General features: G+C 57.9%; 20 protein-coding genes. 10 read left to right on the top strand and 10 right to left on the bottom strand.

Annotated features, from left to right (window positions below):
• The first annotated feature begins 22 nt into the window (after window positions 1-22).
• Window positions 23-877 (top strand): 3,4-dihydroxyphenylacetate 2,3-dioxygenase, encoded by an 855-nt coding sequence (gene hpaD / locus ABJI08_RS07180; RefSeq protein WP_348401137.1) that lies wholly within the window; start codon window positions 23-25, stop codon window positions 875-877.
• A gap of 81 nt (window positions 878-958) precedes the next feature.
• On the opposite strand, the gene ABJI08_RS07175 is transcribed toward hpaD, so the two are convergent.
• The 4 genes from ABJI08_RS07175 to xylF all read right to left on the bottom strand — a co-directional run bounded on the left by ABJI08_RS07175 (window position 959) and on the right by xylF (window position 5,115).
• Entirely contained in the window at window positions 959-1,891 is a 933-nt protein-coding gene (locus tag ABJI08_RS07175; RefSeq protein ID WP_348401136.1) for an ROK family protein, read from the bottom strand.
• 21 nt (window positions 1,892-1,912) lie between these two features.
• Window positions 1,913-2,671 carry an ATP-binding cassette domain-containing protein gene (locus ABJI08_RS07170; protein ID WP_348401135.1) on the bottom strand — a complete coding sequence of 253 codons (759 nt, stop codon included), beginning with the start codon at window positions 2,669-2,671 and terminating at the stop codon, window positions 1,913-1,915.
• Between the two features lie 11 nt (window positions 2,672-2,682).
• Complete coding sequence (locus tag ABJI08_RS07165) at window positions 2,683-3,948, bottom strand: sugar ABC transporter permease (protein WP_348401134.1); 1,266 nt, start codon at window positions 3,946-3,948, stop codon at window positions 2,683-2,685.
• Window positions 3,949-4,092: 144 nt separating this feature from the next.
• On the bottom strand, window positions 4,093-5,115 hold the full coding sequence (gene xylF, locus ABJI08_RS07160; protein ID WP_348401133.1) for a D-xylose ABC transporter substrate-binding protein: 1,023 nt from the start codon (window positions 5,113-5,115) through the stop codon (window positions 4,093-4,095).
• A gap of 204 nt (window positions 5,116-5,319) precedes the next feature.
• Here xylF and ABJI08_RS07155 point away from each other — a divergent pair, with 204 nt between their 5' ends.
• Entirely contained in the window at window positions 5,320-6,513 is a 1,194-nt protein-coding gene (locus ABJI08_RS07155) for an ROK family transcriptional regulator (protein WP_348401132.1), read from the top strand.
• Complete coding sequence (locus ABJI08_RS07150) at window positions 6,503-8,029, top strand: CRTAC1 family protein (protein WP_348401131.1); 1,527 nt, start codon at window positions 6,503-6,505, stop codon at window positions 8,027-8,029. Before ABJI08_RS07155 ends, ABJI08_RS07150 begins: the two co-directional genes overlap by 11 nt.
• Window positions 8,030-8,045: 16 nt before the next feature.
• Here the strand turns inward: ABJI08_RS07150 and ABJI08_RS07145 are convergent, their stop codons facing one another.
• Complete coding sequence (locus tag ABJI08_RS07145) at window positions 8,046-8,897, bottom strand: EAL domain-containing protein (RefSeq protein ID WP_348401130.1); 852 nt, start codon at window positions 8,895-8,897, stop codon at window positions 8,046-8,048.
• 117 nt (window positions 8,898-9,014) lie between these two features.
• On the opposite strand from ABJI08_RS07145, the gene ABJI08_RS07140 reads away from it, so the two are divergent.
• A complete protein-coding gene (locus ABJI08_RS07140; protein WP_348401129.1) occupies window positions 9,015-9,614 on the top strand; it encodes a DNA-3-methyladenine glycosylase I in 600 nt (199 codons plus the stop codon).
• A 33-nt stretch (window positions 9,615-9,647) separates the two neighbouring features.
• Here ABJI08_RS07140 and ABJI08_RS07135 read toward each other — a convergent pair whose 3' ends face one another.
• The 5 genes from ABJI08_RS07135 to lgt form a co-directional block, all read right to left on the bottom strand.
• Window positions 9,648-10,385 carry a hypothetical protein gene (locus ABJI08_RS07135; protein ID WP_348401128.1) on the bottom strand — a complete coding sequence of 246 codons (738 nt, stop codon included), beginning with the start codon at window positions 10,383-10,385 and terminating at the stop codon, window positions 9,648-9,650.
• A gap of 213 nt (window positions 10,386-10,598) precedes the next feature.
• The gene (locus ABJI08_RS07130) at window positions 10,599-10,739 is read right to left on the bottom strand and encodes a hypothetical protein (RefSeq protein ID WP_348401127.1); all 141 of its coding nucleotides are present in this window, start codon (window positions 10,737-10,739) and stop codon (window positions 10,599-10,601) included.
• Window positions 10,740-10,901: 162 nt separating this feature from the next.
• Window positions 10,902-11,660 carry a peptidoglycan editing factor PgeF gene (gene pgeF, locus ABJI08_RS07125; protein ID WP_348401126.1) on the bottom strand — a complete coding sequence of 253 codons (759 nt, stop codon included), beginning with the start codon at window positions 11,658-11,660 and terminating at the stop codon, window positions 10,902-10,904.
• Complete coding sequence (locus ABJI08_RS07120) at window positions 11,657-12,715, bottom strand: SAM-dependent methyltransferase (protein ID WP_348401125.1); 1,059 nt, start codon at window positions 12,713-12,715, stop codon at window positions 11,657-11,659. The genes pgeF and ABJI08_RS07120 overlap by 4 nt, the downstream gene beginning before the upstream one ends.
• A complete protein-coding gene (gene lgt, locus ABJI08_RS07115) occupies window positions 12,712-13,590 on the bottom strand; it encodes a prolipoprotein diacylglyceryl transferase (protein WP_348401124.1) in 879 nt (292 codons plus the stop codon). The genes ABJI08_RS07120 and lgt overlap by 4 nt, the downstream gene beginning before the upstream one ends.
• 98 nt (window positions 13,591-13,688) lie before the next feature.
• Between lgt and ABJI08_RS07110 the strand changes: the two genes are divergently transcribed.
• The 6 genes from ABJI08_RS07110 to ABJI08_RS07085 all read left to right on the top strand — a co-directional run bounded on the left by ABJI08_RS07110 (window position 13,689) and on the right by ABJI08_RS07085 (window position 20,645).
• Complete coding sequence (locus ABJI08_RS07110; RefSeq protein ID WP_348401123.1) at window positions 13,689-13,928, top strand: accessory factor UbiK family protein; 240 nt, start codon at window positions 13,689-13,691, stop codon at window positions 13,926-13,928.
• Window positions 13,929-14,087: 159 nt separating this feature from the next.
• Window positions 14,088-15,491 carry an efflux transporter outer membrane subunit gene (locus ABJI08_RS07105; protein WP_348401122.1) on the top strand — a complete coding sequence of 468 codons (1,404 nt, stop codon included), beginning with the start codon at window positions 14,088-14,090 and terminating at the stop codon, window positions 15,489-15,491.
• Between the two features lie 76 nt (window positions 15,492-15,567).
• Entirely contained in the window at window positions 15,568-16,296 is a 729-nt protein-coding gene (locus ABJI08_RS07100; protein WP_348401121.1) for an ABC transporter ATP-binding protein, read from the top strand.
• A gap of 4 nt (window positions 16,297-16,300) precedes the next feature.
• On the top strand, window positions 16,301-18,664 hold the full coding sequence (locus tag ABJI08_RS07095; protein WP_348401120.1) for an FtsX-like permease family protein: 2,364 nt from the start codon (window positions 16,301-16,303) through the stop codon (window positions 18,662-18,664).
• 5 nt (window positions 18,665-18,669) lie between these two features.
• Window positions 18,670-19,902 carry an HlyD family efflux transporter periplasmic adaptor subunit gene (locus ABJI08_RS07090; RefSeq protein WP_348401119.1) on the top strand — a complete coding sequence of 411 codons (1,233 nt, stop codon included), beginning with the start codon at window positions 18,670-18,672 and terminating at the stop codon, window positions 19,900-19,902.
• A 242-nt stretch (window positions 19,903-20,144) separates the two neighbouring features.
• The gene (locus tag ABJI08_RS07085; protein ID WP_348401118.1) at window positions 20,145-20,645 is read left to right on the top strand and encodes a YbjN domain-containing protein; all 501 of its coding nucleotides are present in this window, start codon (window positions 20,145-20,147) and stop codon (window positions 20,643-20,645) included.
• Window positions 20,646-20,671: the final 26 nt, after the last annotated feature.

Below are 20,671 nucleotides of genomic sequence, written 5' to 3'. Positions count from 1 at the left end.
CATATTCTGGGAGGAGCCCGCTATGGGAGAGATTGTACTTGCCGCCAAGATGACCCACGTACCGACACTGTTGATGTCCGAGCAAGAGGGGAGAGTGAAGGGAAAACGTCAGCCCGCAATTGATGGTCATCGCGAAATTGCACGCCGTGCCAAGGCGTTAGGCGCCACGACTGTGGTGATTTGTGACACGCATTGGGTGATCAATGCAGGCTTTCATATCAATGCGAACAAGCGGTTCGAAGGGCTGTTCACCTCAAACGAATTTCCGCAATTCATCCAGAACCTGCCTTATGCCTATGACGGTAATCCAGAGATGGGAGACGCGATTGCAAGGATCGCGTCGGACAAGGGCGTCTACACGCTGGCACACCATCTGGACAGTCTGGAACTCGAATATGGCACGCTGGTTCCGATGCGTTTCATGAGCCGCGAGCATGACATGAAAGTGGTGTCGGTGGCGGCTTGGGCGACGGTTCATGACCATGACGAAAGTCGGGTGATTGGTGAGGCCATTCGCGAGGCGATTGAGGCCAGCGACGAAAAGGTGCTGTTGGTGGCGTCAGGGTCGCTGAGCCACAAAATCTGGGCCAACAAGGATTACGCAGCGAACAATGGGACGTTCACCATCAGTTCGGAGTTCAACCGTCAGATGGACCTGCATGTTCTGGAGATGTGGCAGCGGGGAGATCACGCTACGTTCCTGAAAATGCTGGGGGAATATGCAGAATTTTGCTGTGGAGAAGGCTCGATGCACGACACGGCCATGCTGTATGGTGCGTTGGGGTGGGATGCGTACAAGGGCAAATGCGAAGTGGTGACACCGTATTTCCCATCTTCGGGCACCGGTCAGACCAACGTGATTTTCCCGGTAGGTTGATCACATGGCGGATTGCTACGGGCGGTGAAAAACCGCCTTCGGCAAAACGTCGGTATCCCGTCGGTATTGCGTCGGCCTCGCTCAGGCCGGAGCGCTCGCCTTGAGGTGGTGAAAACAACCATGCAACGCGGCGGCGTCTTCGGTGATCAGGGCGACCGGAATGTCGGCCGGGTGCACAACGTCCATACCGGGGGCCAGGAATGTGTCGATGAAAGCTGGCAGAGCGGCTGATTCAAGCACGCCGCGTGACGCGCTTCCTGCAAAGACCAAACCATCGCGGGGCAGGTATTGGCAGATCATGGTGCGCGCCAGTTGGCCCAGACCATTGGCAAACAGATGAACGGTGCGGGTGGCGTCGGGGTCTGTGTCGGCCTCAAACGCGTTCATGATGTCTTCACCGGAAAGCGACCGTCCGGCGACCGCCTGATAAAGCCGTTCCAGACCGCTGCCGCAAAATGCGGATTCGACCGTCTCAAAACGATCTGCCTTGTCGCCCAGTTCGCCGCGCAGAGTGGCCATGACCGATGCGGGAACTTCGGCGTGACCCAGCTCAGCCTCAAATACCACGGTGCGCCCATCAAGGCCGGGTTTGGTCAGGCTGACGTTAAAACCTGTGCCCATGCCAACAACAAGCGCCTGTCCGTTGGTGTTGTCGGGCTGGTGCCCGCAGATTTGCGCGAGCGACAATTGCGGCAGGGCATTGCCCAGAGCCGAAAGATCGTTGATCAATTCGCAACGTGGCGCGCCAACCTTGGCCGCGATTTCAGAAGCCTGAATATCCCAGTCCCGGTTTGTCAGCCGTCCCTGTCCCAGTTGAACGGGACCGGCGATTGCAACACACACACCGTCGAGCGCGTTGCAATCATGCTTTTCCATGTAGGTGCCAATAACGCTGGTCAGGCTATCATGATGTTCGTTGCGGGCGCGCATCAACGTTTCGGACCGCAGCCCGGACGCATCCGCCAATGACAGACGTGTATTGGTGCCGCCCACATCTCCTACAAGATATTTCATGATTCCTGACCTTTGTTAGCCCTAACAGTCCACGCCCTCGGGCCTTTTGCCCAGAATAATCATTCCAAGCAAGTCATCATCTGTCACATCGGACACTTTGACCGTGCCAACCAGCTGTCCGTTTTTCATGACGCTGGCCCGATCACACAGTTCCATGACGTCGTGAATGTCGTGGCTGATCAGGAAAATGCCGATGCCTTCGGCCTTAAGCTGTTGGATCAGTTCTGACACCATTGCCGTCTCGTGTGGTCCCAGCGCGGCGGTGGGTTCGTCCATGATCAGGATGCGCGCATTGAAATACACTGCCCGTGCAATCGCGACCGACTGGCGTTGTCCACCCGAGAGGGCCGATACCGGTTCTGCGAACTTTTGAAAGTTCGGGTTCAACCGGCCCATGATCTTGCGGCATTCCGCTTCCATGGCATCATCGTCAACTGTGCCAAGCGCTGTGACCAGTTCGCGCCCCAGAAACAGGTTAGACGCAGCATCGAGGTTATCGGCCAGAGCAAGGGTCTGGTAGATGGTTTCGATATTGTATTTGCGTGCGTCACGCGGGTTGTTGATGTCGGCCTGTTCGCCGTTGACGTAGATTTCGCCGCCATCGGCTGCATAGGCGCCCGACAGGATCTTGATCAGTGTCGACTTGCCGGCCCCGTTGTGGCCCAGAAGGCCCACAACTTCGCCCGGGTAGAGATCGACCGAGACGTGATCGACTGCTTTGACGCCACCAAACGAGATGTGCATGTCGCGCATTTCGACGAGAGGGGTTTGCTTATCCATAACGTTCTCCCTTATGCGCCGGTACGGCGGCGATAGACGATGTCGACCCAGACGGCAAAGACCAGAACGATCCCGACAACAATATTCTGCAGCGGTGCGTCAACACCCACCGAAGCCATGCCCGATTGCAGTGATTGCATGATCAGCGCGCCGATTACGGCGCCATAGATAGTGCCGGCGCCGCCACTGAGCGCAGTGCCGCCAATCACAGCCGCCGCAATCACGCGCAGTTCGTCCAGCGTGCCCAATCCTACATCAACCGCGTTCAGGCGGGCGGATGCGATGATCGATGCAATGCCGGTCAGCGCGCCCATCAGGGCAAAGACCTTGACCGTCAACAGGCGAGTGTTGATGCCCGACAATTCTGCGGCTTCGGGGTTGCCGCCGGTGGCATAGACATAGCGGCCAAAGCGCGAGCGGCGGGCGATGATAGTCATGACCAACGCGACGATCAGCAAGATCACGACAGGAATGGCCACGCCGTGGTTCCAGGCCATACCATCGGTGTATTCGATGCCTTGCGCGGCGGTGATACGCTTCATCGCGCCTTTGGGGATCGGATAGCTGTTCATGATCCAGACAAAGCACATGATCAGACCAACAGAGATCGCCATCAGGATGCCTTCGGCCCAGACCGGTTTCACCGAGAACCCGTGGCTGGATTTACGGCGACGGCTGAGCAGCATCAGGGCAACCGCTGCAAACGCGGCCACGAGGCCAAATATCCAACTGACAGTCTCGCCCAGTGTGCCTTCGGCACCGCCCCCCAAGAGACGGAAGACAGGGTCAAGCGGGGCTTGGGTCTGGCCTTTGGTGACCCACCACATTGCTCCGCGATAAACCAGAAAACCACCCAGCGTGACAATAAAGGCGGGCACTGCCAGATAGCCGATGATCCAACCCTGAAATGCACCCAGCAGAGCGCCCATGGCGATGGCGGTCAGTGCGGCAATGATCCAGATCGACCAATGTCCCAGACCCAGCACCTGTGGCAACCACTGAACCTGAATCGCGGCCACAGTCATTCCGATGAAGCCCAGCATTGAGCCAACGGAAAGGTCGATGTTGCGGGTTACGATGACGAACACCATGCCGGTGGCCATAACCGCGACAGACGCTGTTTGAACGCTGACGTTGAAAAAGTTGCGAGGTGACAGAAAGCGCCCGTCTGTGAAGACGCCAAATACAATCCAGATGATGAACAGAGCGGCGATCATCCCAAGTAGACGCGCGTCTAACCCAAGCTTGGCAAGGGTTTTTTTTGCCGAATTATCCATAGTGAGGTTCTCCCGGTGGCGAACAACTGGTCCACGCAAAGTTCAGCTGGTTGCAGCGGCGCAGACCGATGCACGTAACTTTACCGCATTTTCCAGGAAGAGGGGGATGTCTCTCCGACGCGAGGTCGGAGAGACGAGGTGTGTTTAGTCGCAGATTGCGATGGACGCGCCCGCACAAACAGCTTCTTTGTTGATCCACTTGGCATCAATCACAACATTCAGGTTGTCCTGAGTGACGGGAACGGGTGCCAGGAAGCGTGCGTGCATTTTGGTGCCTGATGGGGACGTCCAGATGCGCGAGCTGTCCACTTCGGACATTTTTTTGCCTTCCGCCATACGAAGGGCGATTCCACCAGCAGCCATGCCCAGTTCGCGAGCGTCTTTCCAGACAGAGACGGTCTGAGTACCCAGAGCAACACGGTTCAGCGCGGCGTGATCGCCATCCTGACCCGATACAGGGATACCTTCGAGGCCCTGAGCCGTCAGCGCAGCCACAACACCACCGGCAGTGCCGTCGTTAGAAGCGACAACGGCGTCAACTTTGTTGTCTTGCGCTGTCAGGATCTGTTCCATGTTGCGCTGTGCGTTGGCTGGAACCCAGCCATCTGTGTAGGCTTCACCAACAATGGTGATGTCACCTTTGTCGATAGCAGCCTGCAACACTTCCTGTTGTCCACCGCGCAGGAAATCTGCGTTTGGATCGGTGGGCGAGCCTTTGATCATCACGTAGTTGCCGGTTGGCTGTGCGGCCAGAACGGCACGGGCCTGCATGCGGCCCACTTCGACGTTGTCAAAAGTCAGATAAAATACGCGTTCGTCGTCGATCAGGCGGTCATAGGCGACCACACCGATACCTTCGTCCGCAGCAGCCTGAACTGCTGGTCCAATGGAAGCGGCGTCTTGCGCCAGAATGATCAACGCATCAGCGCCCTGAGCGATCAGGCTTTCAACGTCTGAAAGCTGCTTGGCGGACGAGCTTTGCGCGTCTGCGGAAATGTATTTCGCGCCAGCTTTGTCCAACGCAAATTTGATGGCTCTTTCGTCTGTCTTCCAGCGTTCTTCCTGAAAATTCGACCAGCTGACACCGATCACGAGATCTTCGGCCAGTGTTGCGGTTCCGATGAATGCGCCGGCAATGATCGCCGCCGCGGATGCAAATAGTTTCATGAACTTCCTCCCAGTTGTTAACCCGCACCTTCTGTTTGACGTCAGGCGTCAGGTTGAGAAGTAAGTTACGCCATTAAATTTGAAAGTCAAATTAAATAAAGAGCACTTGCAAAAATCTGTGGGATCGGTGCTGTTTGTTGGACGGCTTCATAGCCGGGGTTGAGGCCACGGGGCGGCGACTGGGAAGAGCGATTGGCAGGAAAAATGTCTGTAAATCAAAGAGAAATTGGTCGACGCGTGTTGCTTTCAGACATCCGAAAGGCGCAAAAAATACCGCGTATCTTTCTGGCCGAACGCACAGGAATCAGCCGCGCGACCGTGACCACGATCACCGCTGAATTGCTGCGCGAAGGGTTGATTGAGGAGGTCACCAGCGACTCAGCCGACAAAGATGCGCGCCGGGGCCGTCCAAAAGTTGACCTTAAGATTCGCGGAGATGCCCACCTTATCGGGGGTGCCAAAATCGCCAACAAATCGATCTCGCTTGTCTTGCAGGATTTTGAAGGAAAGCCTCTGGCCGACCACAAGGTTGATCTGAGCAAAAGCGTTTTCGAACCCGAGGAACTGGCGCGGGTTCTGGCCGAAAACGTCGAAGTTCTGGCCGCAAAGGTGGGGCGAACAGCTGACCAGATATCGGGGTTGGGTGTCGGTATTGCCGGGATCGTTGATGCACCACAGGGATTTGTGCACTGGTCCCCGTCGCTGAGCGTGCGCAACGTTGAATTTGCCAAAGTGCTGGAACACCACATTTCTATTCCCTGTTTTGTCGAGAATGACGCGAACCTTGTCGCGGTGGCGGAAAAATCCTTTGGGTTGGGGCAGGATCATTCGGATTTCATCGTTATCATCATCGAAAGCGGTGTTGGTATGGGGATTGTCATCGGGGATGAGATTTACCGGGGCACACGAGGATGTGGCGCGGAATTCGGCCATACTAAGGTGCATCTGGATGGCGCCCTGTGCCGGTGCGGACAGCGTGGGTGTTTAGAGGCGTATGTCGCTGACTACGCGCTGACGCGCGAGGCGATGAGCGCAGGCGGCGGGAGCGACGATCAGCCAATTGAAGCTTTGTTGGCGCGCGCCAGCGACGGCGATCCTGTGGCCAAGTCGATTGTGAATCGGGCCGGACGCATGTTCGCAATGGGGCTGGCCAATCTGGTGAATATCTTTGATCCCGAGCTGATCATTCTGGCGGGTGAGCAGATGCAGTTCAGTTATTTCTATGCGGACGAGGTGATCCACGCGATGCGGAATTCCATTGTGCAGATTGACAAGGCACCGCCCGAGGTCGTGATCCACAAATGGGGTGATCTGATGTGGGCACGTGGTGGCGCGGCCTATGCGCTGGATAAAGTTTCTGAAATTGCGTTGGCGGAGATGTCTGAACATGCGGGTTAATTTGATTGCGGTGCTGTGGTTGGGGGCGACAGCGGCATCGGCGGATGTTGTGTTCGAACCTGTTGATGTGGTGGCGCATGAATATACCGGTGGATGGGAGCATTATGTCGGCGGGGGCGCAGCGGTTTTTGACTGCAACGGTGATCGGCTGCCGGATGTGTTTGCGTCTGGTGGCGCGTCAGCATCGATGTTGTTGCGCAATCAGGGCGGTATGACATTTGCCGCGGATACACCGGACAGTCTGGCCATTGACGGCGTGATCGGTGCCTATCCGTTGGATATTAACGGCGACGGACACATGGACCTTGCGGTGTTGCGGGTTGGTGAGAACCTGTTGATGCAAGGCGACGGGACGTGCGGATTTACGGAAATGGACATGCCCGGGTTTGACGGACGTGATCGGTGGACCACGGCATTTTCTGCGACCTGGGAGGCTGGAAATGGCCTGCCAACGCTGGCGTTTGGCAATTATGTCAACCGCGATGATCCAAAGGGGCCATTTCAGGCCTGCGACGAGAACGAGATTTTCCGGCCAGATGGGGACGGTTATGACATGACCCGGTTGCAGCCGGGGTTCTGCGCATTGTCGATATTATTCAGCGATTGGGGCCGCCAGGGGCGCGCCGCCCTGCGGGTCAGCAATGATCGGCATTATTATGTGCGCGGCGGACAGGAACAGATGTGGGCAATGGAAACCATGCCCCGGCTTTATGGCGCAGAAGAGGGCTGGACCGCGCACAGGCTTTGGGGAATGGGCATTGCGACCCGCGATCTGGATCACGATGGGCGCTCTGAGGTTTTTCTGACCTCAATGGGTGATCAGAAGTTGCAGCGCCTGACAGGTGAGGCAGGACCCGCGTACGAAAATCTGCCGTACAAGACGGGTACAACGGCGCATGTTCCGTATCTGGGCGGGGATGGGCGGCCGTCGACCGGGTGGCATGTGGCATTCGGGGATGTACAAAACGATGGTCTGGACGATGTGTTCATCACCAAAGGCAATGTGGAACAGATGCCGGGCAGCGCGATGGATGATCCCAATAACCTTTTGATTCAAAAACCTGATGGCACATTTGAGGAACAAGGCGGGGCGGCCGGGGTGGCCAGTCTGGTGCGAGGGCGTGGTGCGGGGATGGTTGATCTTGATCTGGACGGGCGTTTGGATTTGGTCGTCGTTAACCGGCGCGCGCCGTTGGAGATTTATCGCAATGTCAGCGAGGGGACAGGGGCGTGGGCGTCTGTATCGCTTGAGTGGAAAAGCCCAAACCGCAACGCAGTTGGCGCGTGGATCGAAGTGAAAACCGGTGCCCGGGTGATGTCGCGCGAAATCACAGTGGGCGGTGGTCACGCCGGCGGTACGGCGGGACCAGAGCATTTCGGATTGGGCAGCGTCGAACATGCAGCCATGCGGGTGATCTGGCCAGACGGCGTTACGTCCGATTGGGCAGACCTGCCGCTTAATGCGTATTCAACGCTGACAAGAAACGGTGACGTGGCGGTACTTGTCCCGCATTGACCGGCGTATATTGGCCTTATCGGCGTGCGGTTTTTGCCGGGCGTTGTTTGGCCCATGGCGGATTGACGGTAGGGGCGCCAAACGCAAACCCCTGAAGGCAGTCAAACCCCAGCGCATGCAGGGTGCGGGCATCTTGCGGCGATTCCACACGGCTGGCGACAGACATCATGTCAAATTTTTCGGCAATGGCAGCGACGGCACTGGCCAAAACCTGATTGGCCTGATCTGTGCAGATATTTCGGCTAAAGCTGCCGTCCAGTTTGATGAAATCAAAGGGAAATTCCCGGAATACAGCAAATGAGGTCATGCCTGCGCCGTAGTCGTCTAAGGCAAAGCTCACGTTTTGTGAACGCATGTCGGTCATGAAATTGCGAACGATGTCGGGCACCAGATTGACCGAATTTTCCGAGATTTCAAGGATCAGCCGGTCGCCCAAAGTAGAGGTGCCGCCGACCGCTCGTTTCAGGATGTCAGCCCAGGGACCATAGCCGATTGAGCGCGCGGACATGTTGATCGACAGCCGCAGGTTTGGGTGCCTTTCCAGCGTTTGCAGCCCCAGTTCGAGGGCGAGACAGTCCAGTTGACGCCCCAGTTCGGTATTCTCGACCGCGTCCATGAAATCTTTGGCCGGTATAATACGGTCAGTTTCGTCCAAAACCCGGATCAACCCCTCATAAAAGGCGGGGGTTGTGGTGTTTTCGGCGCTGACAATCGGCTGATAGGCCAGCATAACCTGTTTATGGCGGATTGCGGATTGTACCATTTCCAACGTGGCGCGATCCCGCGAGGCTACCGCGAAATCCAGTGGATTGCGTTGTTCGCGGGTGGTGGACCCCCGAGGAGGTTTCTTTTTCTTTTGACGGATCATGTGATCACCCGGCAGATTGCTAAGGACGTGGTCAGAATGATGCCAAAACCATGAACGGCGTCTTAAAGATTGCATTTGAATGAATCTCGATAACAGGCAGACAAAAAGGGAAATCGGATGAGCGAAAGATGTGGCTGGGCAGGGCCGGACCCGATCTATCTGGACTATCATGATACTGAGTGGGGTGAGCCGGAATATGACAGCTGCGCGCTTTGGGAAAAGCTGATACTGGATGGTTTTCAGGCGGGGTTGAGCTGGATCACAATCCTGAAGAAACGCGACAATTTTCGCGAGGCTTTTCAGGGGTTTGATCCCTATGTAATTGCCAATTGGGGCGAACAGGACGTTGCGCGTTTGTTGCAGAATGCAGGCATCATTCGCCATCGCGGCAAGATCGAAGCGACCATTGGCAATGCCCAGGCCTGGATCGCGATTGAAGAACGCGAAGGGTTTGACGTTTTTCTTTGGCGCTATGTGAATTTTCGCCCGCTTCAGAACGAATGGAAGACCTTGCAGGACGTGCCTACGCAGACAGAATTATCGCTACAAATTTCAAAGGATTTGAAGAAAGCCGGGTTCCGGTTTTGTGGACCGACCATTGTCTATGCCTTTATGGAAGCCGTTGGCATGGTGAACGACCATCTGGTGGCGTGCCCGTCACGTGAGCGCGTTGCCGGGCGTGCACATAACCCTAAATTTCTGAACCTTTCCGAATAATTCAATCTAAGGATCTGTTGGCGGTGGGCAGCGTCAGTAGCGAAATCTTAGCCCAAGCCCGGCGCCATGATCATAGGGGCGGTCTGCCCCGATCCCGACCAGAAGATCGGCATAGAGCGAGACCCCGGGGCCGATATGTTTGCCGAACTGGAATTCAGCGGTGGCCGGCCAACGGTCATTTTCCCAGTCATAGGGCACTTTCAAATCTGCCTTGACCCAAAACCCTTCGCCAAAGGATTGCAGGGCAATCAGGCGCACGGCGGTCTGGTTGATGTCGGTCGGGCCATTGTAGGACACAAAGTGCTGGGCCAGCGGGATCAGGGTCAGGCCTGTCGCCTCATGCGTGAAGGCAAAGCCGCCAAAGGGTGAAATCTGGTCCGACCCGGAGCCAGTGCCGGTTGTCGGGCTGCCAAAGTCGAGAATCCATTCCAGCCCCAAAGCGGGCTTTCGGCTCCAGCCGCCGGACGAGGTTGGCTGGAAGAACTTGATCAGTTTGAGGCCAACAGAGGAAAAATCTGACTGACGCGTACCGGTGGAATCGGTGGAGAGATAATGCAGTTCGTATTTGAACTTGAGATCAGGGCGCAGCATGTAGGCGCCATCAATAAAGGCGTCTCCGGTGCTGGCTCCGTTGCCAAGGTCAAAATACTGATACCGCAGATCGGTGTTATTCACGGCGGCCAAAGGGTTCGAGGCGTTTTCCTCGCCCCAGACAGGGGCCACTCCCAGCGCGCACAGCGCGGTTGCGATCAGGGTTGTTCGAAAGGGCATAGTCACCTCCTAAGACAATTGGCGCGCATCGGATGAGAAAGCATTGCATGTCCGGGGCGGCGAGGCGAAGGAAAATCACGAAGCGATCGTAATATTCTTTTGGTTTTTCAGGGGGCTGATAACATGTGCCGGTGCCGGTCCCGGCGCATAAAACGGCAACAGGGCCGCGCGGGGGAATCCCGGCGCGGCCCTGTTTGCATAGGCTTAACTGGCTTAGGCGGCTTTTTTCAGGAATACGCCGTTACGCTTAGCAATAAAGGCTGCGCGACGTTCGCCACGGGCCCAAGGCATCTCTGGTGAGCCTGATTTAGATGCTGCAACAACCGATTTGATGAAACGTGTCTGACTGCTCATGTTTTTTCTCCTGTGACCGGTTCCCTTTTAGGAACGCATTGTTTCTGACTTGAGATCAGTTTGTCCTCGGATTGGGGCAGAGATGGGGCAGGAATGGTCAGATTTAAGGAAAATACGTGAGAGATTTTAAGGCAGTCAGATCAAAGTCTGGTCAGAGCCGAATTACAGCCGGATGACGGAGATCAGGCGTCCGTAATCTGCTTCGCCCGCGTGCGTGCTGCGCCGATAAGAGTAAAATCTGTCGGGGTCGGAATAGGTGCAGTGGCGAATCCACTCGGCCTGACCAATTCCGGCGCGACGCAGACGGTGCAGGCCGTAAGCGGGCAGGTCAAACTGCATGCGGTCGTCCTGACCTGCTGCAAAGAAACGGGTGTTGTCGGGGTCTTCCATCTGGAAATCATCCAGAAACTCTGGGCCAACCTCGTAGGCGCGCTGAGAAATAGAGGGGCCGATGGCGGCGTTGATATTCTCGCGGCGCGATCCGAGCGCTTCCATCGCGTCCAAAGTGGCCTCAAGCACACCGTCCAGCGCACCGCGCCATCCGGCATGTGCCGCGCCAACCACGCCAGCCTCGGGATCGGAAAACAGGACCGGCTGGCAATCGGCGGTGAGAATGGACAGGGCCAGCCCCGGTGTGGCGGTCACGATGGCGTCTGCCTTGGGTTTGGCGCCATTGAGCGGCGTATCAACCGTGATCACGTCGGGGGTATGGGCCTGATAGACGGCCACTAACTCGGCGTCAGACACATCCATCGCCTGTGCCACACGGGTGCGATTGATTGCCACGATTTCGGACTGATCCGAGCTGCCGGTACCACAATTCAACCCCTGAAACACGCCCGAAGACGCGCCCCCGCGGCGAGTGAAAAATCCGTGTCGGACCGGGCCTAAGATGTCAGCAGTGAGAATTTCCAGCGTCATGTGTCACATCCGGGTGGTGGCAGGGTGCCCTTGGGAAACAGGGCAAGGACCTTGAACAGATTTCCCATTTCTTCGGGATGCGTCAAGCGGCGATGCGCGCTGATGTGATTTTGTAATGCGTCACCCGACAGGTTTTGCGCCAATGTCTGCGCGCGTTGGGTGATGCCGAGGCGCTCCAGAAACATGCCTTGTGTGGTCATGGGTGCATGCGCACAGGGGGCGGCGTTGGCGAGGGCCTCAAAGTCGACATGCGCGGTCAGGTCGGCGCTGCCGGGATTGCTGAGCGGGTCGACAGGGGTGTGATTGCGCAACGCCTGCAGGGTATCGCCGTTAGAGCGCCAGTCGCCGTAGTCGATGATCAGCGCAGCACCGCCATGGGCCTGAATGCGCCCGCCGATCCCCTGGATCAGGGCCGGGGCGGCGGGGCAGGTTTCGACGATGTTCCCCTCGACGGTGTCGGTCAGGCGGTGGTCGAGGTCCGCGCGGGGTTGTTCCGGGCCCAGCCCGATGGTCAGCGCATTGTCGCGCAGCCCCACCAGCCGCTCGCGCCACCCGGTGGCGCCGCGCAGAAACTGGTGGATTGGCAGGGCGTCAAAGAATTCGTTGGCGATCAGGAACAGGGGCTGATCGGGCAATTGTTCCAGATCGTGCAGCCATGTCGGGCTGGTGCCCAGCAGCTCTTGCTGGCTGGCGCGCAGGGTTGGCGAGGCTTCGACCAGACAGAGCTGCATCGCGTCGTGAAACCCGGGCACGGCGCGGGTGGCGCGCAGGATGTCCGCCATCAGCGTGCCGCGTCCCGGTCCCGGTTCGGCCAGCGTGAACGGCGTTGGGGCACCCTGATCCAGCCAGCTTTGTGCCAGTGACAGGCCGATCATTTCGCCAAACATCTGGCTGATCTCGGGGGCGGTGGTGAAATCGCCCGCTGCGCCCAGGGGATCGCGCGTAGTGTAATAGCCAAAGGTCGGGTGCAGCAGGGCCTCGGTCATGTATTCGGCGATGGTCATCGGGCCGTTGGCCTGCACCCGGGCCATAAGATGCTGCAGCATGGGGGTCATGCGCGGGCTCGTGAAATCAGCCAGACCCCCAGCAGGATCATCGGCAGAGACAACAGCTGACCCATGGTGAAACCATAGCCCGACACCTGCAACGCAAGCCCAAGCGGGTTGCCCTCGGCCACGAAATGCGCGTCCGGCTGGCGGACAAATTCGACCAGAAACCGCGCCAGCCCATAGCCTGCAAAGAATGTACCTGCCACCACGCCGGGCGTTTTCAGCGCGCCGCGTTTCCATGCCAGCCAAAGCAGCACGCTGCCAAGGATCAGACCTTCGAGCAGGGCTTCGTAAAGCTGGCTGGGATGGCGTGCGCACACGCCGGCGACCTGACCACAATCCTGCGCGTAAAAGCCGGGAAATACGACGCCCCAGGGCAGGTCAGTGGCGCGGCCCCAGAGTTCGGCATTGATAAAGTTGGCGATGCGCCCAAGCAGCAGACCCGGCGCCACGCCAAGTGCCAGAGCGTCTGTGAACTGCAATTTGAACAGATTGTATTTGCGGCAGAACAACCATCCGGCCACAACCACGCCCAGCATACCGCCATGAAACGCCATGCCCCCGGTCCAGATCTGCATAATCTCGCTTGGGTTCTGCAGATAATAGGCGGGTTTGTAAAACAGCACATAGCCCAGCCGACCACCAAGAATAACGCCGATGATCGCCCATGTCAGGAAATCCTCGACCTGTTGGGCGGTCATGGGCGCGGTGTCTTTGGGCCACAGTCGCGGCGTGCGTATCGCCGTCAGAACAAGCCGCCATCCGATCAGGATGCCGACAATATAAGCCAGCGCATACCAGCGCAGCGCGAATTCCGCTCCGAAGAGCGAAATTGAAAACAACTCCGGAGAGATGTCGGGAAAGGGAATTTGTGCTCGCATTTGGGGCAACCTTTGGCCACGCCCTGCGGCAACTGTCAACCTTGTGTCTGCCGCCCGGCGTGCCCATATAGGCTTCAAATGCAATGTCGGAGAGAATGATGCAGACCAAGAACAAATTCGTAGATGACATGTCGCAGCTGATGACCAACGCCATGGGTGTGGCCCAGGGTGCGAAAGACGAAGCTGAAAACGCGATGAAGTCACTGATGGACCGCTGGCTTGCGGATCGTGATTTTGTGACGCGCGAAGAATTTGATGCCGTGCGCGCGATGGCCCAGAAGGCCCGCGAAGAGAACGAAGCGCTGAAATCGCGCATTGAGGCGTTGGAAGGCAAATAACCGCGCTGGCCTGCGTGGTTTGAAGGCATCAAGATATCTCGATTGATGAGCGGAGCCCGTTGTGGCTCCGTTTCTTTTTGCGAGTTGATTGCCTAGGGTAATACGGCTTAATTTGGGCCAACGGACTTGGGGCGCTGCTTGGCAGTAGACGGGCATCACATGCACAGGCGCAAATTCATGATGATGGCGGGTGCCCAATTCGGTTGGGTCGCCGGTTGCAGCGTGGGCGAAGATTTTGTTCGGCCCAGCAAAGATGTTCCAGATCAGTTCTTCACGCGGCAAAACGAGTCGTCTGGGCTCGGAAACAGTGCTGATTGGTGGCGGGCTTTCAATGACGACAAGCTGAATAGGTTGGTCGAGTTAGGGTTGAAACAAAATCTTGATATACAGCGCGCAGTTGCACGGGTCGAACAGTCCCAGGCCATTCTTGGCGCCGCCGGATACCCGGTTTCTGGTGTCAGTCGTGTGGGTGAGGCACGGGCGTCGGCGGGTGGCGAAGACGGGCGCACCGAATCTGGGTTTGTACGTGCAGAGGCCAGTTGGCAGGTTGATCTTTATGGAAAGCTGAAACGCGAGAAAGAAGCCGCGTTTTACCGCCTAGAAGGCGCATATGCGGATGCAAATGTGGCACGAACAACCTTTTTGAGCGAGCTGGCTACGGCCTATGTGGATGCGCGGTACTTTCAGGAACTGATCCGCATCCTAAGGCGCGTCGTGGATTCGCGCGAAGAGACGTTGGCCGCAACACTGAAGGCGCGACAGGCTGCAGCAACTGGGGCCAAGCCGGAAGATGGCACGACGCTTCCTGAAGTGTCTGAGCTGGATGTTGCGCAGGCGCGCACATTGGTGGCAACTGCACGGGCGGACCTGCCCGAGGCGCGGATTTTGTTTTTCAAGAATGTATCGCGTGTAGGCTCGTTGTTGGGGCAGGCTTGGAACCAGCCAAGAGAAGGACTGGACCGAACCGCGCCGCAACCAGTCCCGCGCACGCATAGCCTTAGGACAGGTATTCCGGCGGATCTTGTGCGCAATCGGCCGGATGTGACGTTGGCCGAAAACCGATTGGCAGAAGCGGTGGCCTTGGCAGGCGTGGCTAAGGCCGAACTGTACCCTGAACTGCATCTGACCGGGAATATCAATATCGGTTTCTCTGATGACGCATTTGTACCAACAGCCGGATTCCTAAGGGTCGGGCTCGACGTGCCCTTGTTTGATTTGCCAGAGCGGCGTTCGAAAGTGGCTTTTCAAAAAGCGCGGGCCAAAGAGCTTTTGTTTGCATGGGAACGCGAAGTGATCGAAGCAGTGGAAGAAGTGCAGGACGCGTTGGTGAGCCTGAACAATCACGAGGATTCGGTGCGCTATACCGCTGAGGCTGTGGCGCAGACTAAGGAAGTGTTGCGGCTGGCGCGCGAGGCCTATGTGGGTGGTGGTGCAAGCTTTTTACAGGTGTTGGATGCTGAGCGGGCCTTGCTCAGTCTGGAAAATGCTCTGGCTCAGGACCGACGTAATTTCGCCGTGGATTATGTGAACCTGAGTGTTGCGTTGGGAGGCTCTTTTAAGTGACGCCGCGACAGGTGCGGCGTGACGCATGGACATGGCTTGTCCGATTTGCGTAGGCTGAGCGCGAAAGAGGGGCGTTATGGTCGAGGATGCGGAACTTTCTGGGCAAACGACGTTTACCACACGCGGACTTACCAAGGTCTATGGGACCGGACCGGCGGCGGTGCATGCGCTGCGCGGGGTCGATCTGGACATTCCCAGAGGCGAAATCGTTGTGTTGCTGGGGCCAAGCGGGTCAGGCAAATCGACATTGCTGAACATCATCGGCGGGCTGGACCGGGCCACGGATGGCGAGGCTTTTTTTGAAGATCAAAACCTATCGCAGATGAATGACCGCGCGCTGACCCTGTATCGGCGCGATCATGTGGGGTTTGTATTTCAGTTCTACAATCTGATGCCATCGCTGACCGCGCGTGAGAATGTTGAACTGGTGACAGAGATCGCCGAAAACCCGATGGATGTGGAGCAGGCCCTGCGGCTTGTTGGGTTGGGCGAGCGCATGGACCATTTCCCGGCGCAGATGTCGGGGGGCGAGCAACAGCGGGTGGCGATTGCGCGCGCGATTGCCAAAAATCCGACTGTATTGTTTTGCGATGAGCCGACCGGCGCGCTGGACAGCACCACTGGGCGTGCGGTGCTGCATGTGATCAACGATATCAACCGCGAACTGGGCGCCACGGTGATGATCGTGACCCATGCTGCTGCTACTGCACAGATGGCGCATCGGGTGATCCATTTTGCGGATGGTGCCATTCGCGCCGTGGAAGAAAACGATCACCGGGTCAGCCCGGACGAGATTGCATGGTGATCTGATGAGCGCCCTGAACCACAAACTGTTGCGTGACCTGTGGCGGATCAAGGGACAGGCGGGGGCCATTGCGCTGGTGGTCGCGGTGGGCGTTCTGTTGCTGGTGATGATGAGCGGCATGATCTCATCGCTCGAAGAAACCAGGCGCACCTATTATGAACGGTATCGGTTGGCGGATGTGTTTGCGCCGGTTGTGCGCGCGCCGCAGAACATCCTGGATCGGCTGGCTGAAATCCCCGGGGTGGATGCGGTCGAAGGGCGCATTCAGGGCAGTGCTCTGGTTGAAATCGCGGGTCAGGATTTGCCTGTGCGTGCGCAGGTCGTGTCGCTGCCGCCCTGGCGCGAGGCACGTCTGAATGGTGTGTATCTGGCGGATGGGCGCATGCCACAGGCCGGACGCACCGAAGAGGTTTTGGTGCTCAAAAGCTTTGCCGGGGCGCATGGTCTGGGGCTTGGGGATCACCTGTCGGCCACGATGTATGGCAATCGGCGCGCGTTTCGCATTGTCGGGATCGCGCAGGCGCCTGAGTTTCTGTTCACCACGGCACCGGGCGAGTTTGTACCGGATGCGGCCCGGTTTGCCGTGTTGTGGATGAACCAGGACGCGTTGGAAGCGGCCTATGATCTGAAGGGCGCGTTTAACGAGGCGTTGTTGTCGCTTGAGCGTGGCGCGCGGGTTGAACCGGTGCTGGCGGCGGCGGATGCGTTGTTGGACCGGTATGGCGGATTGGGGGCCTATGGTTTGGCGGACCAGATGTCGAACCGGTTTCTGAGCGAAGAGATAAAAGGGCTGCGCACCACGTCGGCGGCCGTTCCGCCGATCTTTATGGGGGTGGCGGCGTTTCTGCTTTATATCGTGGTCAGCCGCATGGTGCAGGCCGAACGCGAGCAGATCGGGTTGATCAAGGCGTTTGGCTATACCGACTGGGAAGTGTCGATGCACTATTTCAAGCTGGTTGTGTCGATTGCCGTCTTTGGCGCTGCGCTGGGGTGTGCCGGGGGCGTGTGGAGCGGGCGACTATTGGCCGGGGTCTATCAATCGATCTATCATTTCCCGTTTCTGGTGTTCCGGGTTGAGCCGTCGGCGTTTGTTTCGGGCGTTTCGGTCAGCGTGCTGGCCGCGATGGCGGGCGGCTTGTTCGTTTTGCGGCAGGTGTTTGCGCTGACACCGGCGGTTGCGATGCGCCCCCCTGCGCCCGCGGATTATTCGCGTACAGGTGCGATGCACCAAAGCCTGAAACGCTGGCTGGATCAGCCGAGCCGTATGGTGTTGCGCCGGGTTTTGCGCAATCCGGGTCGAATTTTTGGCGCGGTATTGGGCATTGCGGCAGGCATGGGGTTAAGTTCGGCGCAAATGTCGGTGATGAGCGGGTTCAATGATGCGCTGAGCCAGACGTTTGATGTGATTGACCGGTCCGATGTGACGGTCACGTTCTTTGAACAGATGCCGGAAAAGACCGCCTTTGCGCTGAAACATGTGCCCGGGGTCATCGAAGTTGAACCCACGCGGGCGGTGGGCGCGGTGTTGCGGCACGGGACCAACAGCTATCGCGGCGGCGTGACCGGGTTGGTGGCGGATGCGCGACTGAACCGGGCGGTGGATGCGGATCAGGCGGAAATTGCCATGCCCGATGACGGCATCGTTCTGGCCACAGCGCTGGCTGATATTTTGAAAGTCGAACCCGGCGATACCGTGACAATCGAAGTTCTGGAGGGGCGTCGCCCTGTGCTGGAGATGCCGGTGGCGCGCATTGCCGACACGATGCTGGGCGCGCCTGCGTTTGTCAGAATGGATGTCCTGAACCGCGCCATGAACGAACCGGGGCGCATATCCGGGGCGTATCTGAGGGTGGATTCCGAACAGTATCCGGGGCTGTTTGCCGCGCTGAAGCAAGTGCCGAGCGTGGCCGGTGTGACCCGCAAATCCGATGCCCGGGCCGCAATGAAAAAGCTGATGGACACTGGTGCCGGCACTATGCGGTTTGTGATGGCCGCAATTGCCGGGATTATTACGTTTGGCATTGTTTATAACTCGGCCCGGATCAGCTTTGGCGAGCAATCGCGTGATCTGGCCAGCCTTCGTGTCATGGGATTCACCCAGGGCGAGGCGTCGTTTATCCTGTTGGGGGAGCTGGCGATTGTGGTGTTTCTGGCAATCCCGCTGGGGGTTGGGGTCGGTTATGGGTTGTCCTTTCTGGTCGCAGAAGGGTTCAGCACCGATATTTACCAGATCCCTACCGCCTTTCGCCCGGACGCTTATGGCGCGGCGGGCGCGGCTGTGGTGGTGGCTGCGGTCATCTCGGGGTGGCTGGTCAAACGTGATATTCAAAAGGTCGACCTTGTGGCGACCTTGAAGACGAGAGAGTGATCAAGATGGCAAAGCGACAGTCTCGGCGGGTTCTGACAATTGCGGCGACGGTTCTGGTGGCCGCTGGTCTGGCGGCTGCTTTCTGGCCCCAGCCGATGTTGGTGGACACAGGCGATGTGCGCCGGGGCGCTATGATCAAAACCGTCGACGAAGAAGCCCGCACGCAGGTGCGCGATCCTTATGTAGTTTCGACCCCAATTGCAGGGCGTCTGATGCGGGTCGAGCTGGAACCCGGGGATTATGTCGAAGCAGGCAAGACGGTGGTGGCGCGCATGTTGCCGACCAATCCGTCTGCGCTGGACATCAGAACACGCGAACAGGCCCGCGCCGCCATTCAGGCGGCCGAGGCGGCGTTGCGCGTGGCCAATGCCGATCTGAACAAGGCGATGGCAGACCGCGATCTGTCAAATGAAGATCTGAAACGTGCGCGCAAGCTGTTTGATCAGGACACGATTTCGCAGGCGGCACTGGACCGGGCGGTCAGCACCAGAAAGTCGGCAGAGGCCACGGTGGACACCGCGCGCGCCGCCATTTCGATGCGGATTGCCGATCTGAACAACGCCCGCGCGCGGCTGATCAGCTTTGACGATCAGGGCGTGTATGACGCTGGGAAAAGTGCAGAAGCGCCACCAATCGCATTGCCGTCCCCCATAACCGGGCGGGTTTTGCGGGTTATTCAGCGCAGCGAAACCACGTTGGCCGCAGGTGCGCCAATCCTTGAGGTGGGAGACACGCAAAGCGATTTGGAAGTGGTGGTTGAATTGCTGTCGACCGATGCGGTGCAGGTCAGCAAAGGCGACCGGGTGATCATCGCCAATTGGGGTGGGCCGGGTGATTTGCAGGGCGAAGTTGAGCGCATTGATCCCTGGGGGTTCACAAAATATTCGGCGCTTGGTGTTGAGGAACAGCGGGTCAACGCGGTGATTGCATTTACCGACACGCCGGAAAAACGCGCCACATTGGGGCATGGGTTTCGGGTTGAGACCCGGATTGTTGTCTGGGAAGCCACGGACACATTGATTGTCCCGTCCAGCGCGCTGTTCCGACAGGACGGCGAATGGGCGGTGTTTGTCATGAGCGCAGATGGGCGCGCCATGTTGCGCAGCGTTGCACCCGGGCGCAACAATGGTATTGACGCGCAAATCCTGGAAGGGCTGGAGGCCGGAGAAACTGTCGTGTTGTATCCTTCGGCCGGGTTAACAGACGGGGCAAAAATCGCGCGGCGCAGCGCAAGCTAGGCGCGGCGCCGGATTTTCCATGGATGCACAAATTGGCGTGAAGACACGGGCAACTCTTGTGCTTTGATACAAGTAATCCACAACTTATTGCGTTATCCACAGATATTTTGCTTTACACAAAGCGCTGGGCACAGCACCATATCTGGTAAGAACTGCGGAGATTTTCGCAGTCTCTAGAGCAGGCACCAAGCGCTAGGGGCGCTGCCAGTCCCTTGACGCAATAGCAAAAAAGAGGTGGCGCCATGGCATTGTCAGAGCAGTTTCTGGAAGAAGATCTTCATCCGATTGATATCGTAGAGCACATCGCAGAGCACCACGACTGGAGCTTTGACCGCATTGCCGATGATCAGATCGCTATGGCGATTGAAGGACAGTGGAAGACATACTCGATCACGCTGGCGTGGTCGGCCTATGACGAAACACTGCGATTGGTGTGTTCGTTCGAAATGGAGCCGCCAGAGGGCAAGCTGCCCCAGTTGATGGAAGCGCTGAACGCCGTAAATGATCAGTGCTGGGCCGGGGCATTCACCTATTGGAACGAACAAAAGCTGATGATTTATCGCTATGGTCTGGTGTTAGCGGGTGGTCAGGTGGCCAGCCCCGATCAGATCGACATGATGATCAACGCAGCCATTGTCAGCGCCGAACGCTTTTATCCCGCGTTCCAGTTGGTCGTTTGGGGCGACCGTGACGTTGAGAATGCCATGCAGGTTGCCATTGCAGAGGCTTACGGGCGGGCGTAACACTTCCCCCCAAAGAGAACAGGGGG

The sequence above is a fragment of the Shimia sp. genome, assembly GCF_039969785.1.
GTDB lineage: Bacteria > Pseudomonadota > Alphaproteobacteria > Rhodobacterales > Rhodobacteraceae > Shimia.
The sequence above is the reverse complement of the archived record's forward strand: the minus strand, read 5'-3'. Positions and strand labels throughout refer to the sequence as shown.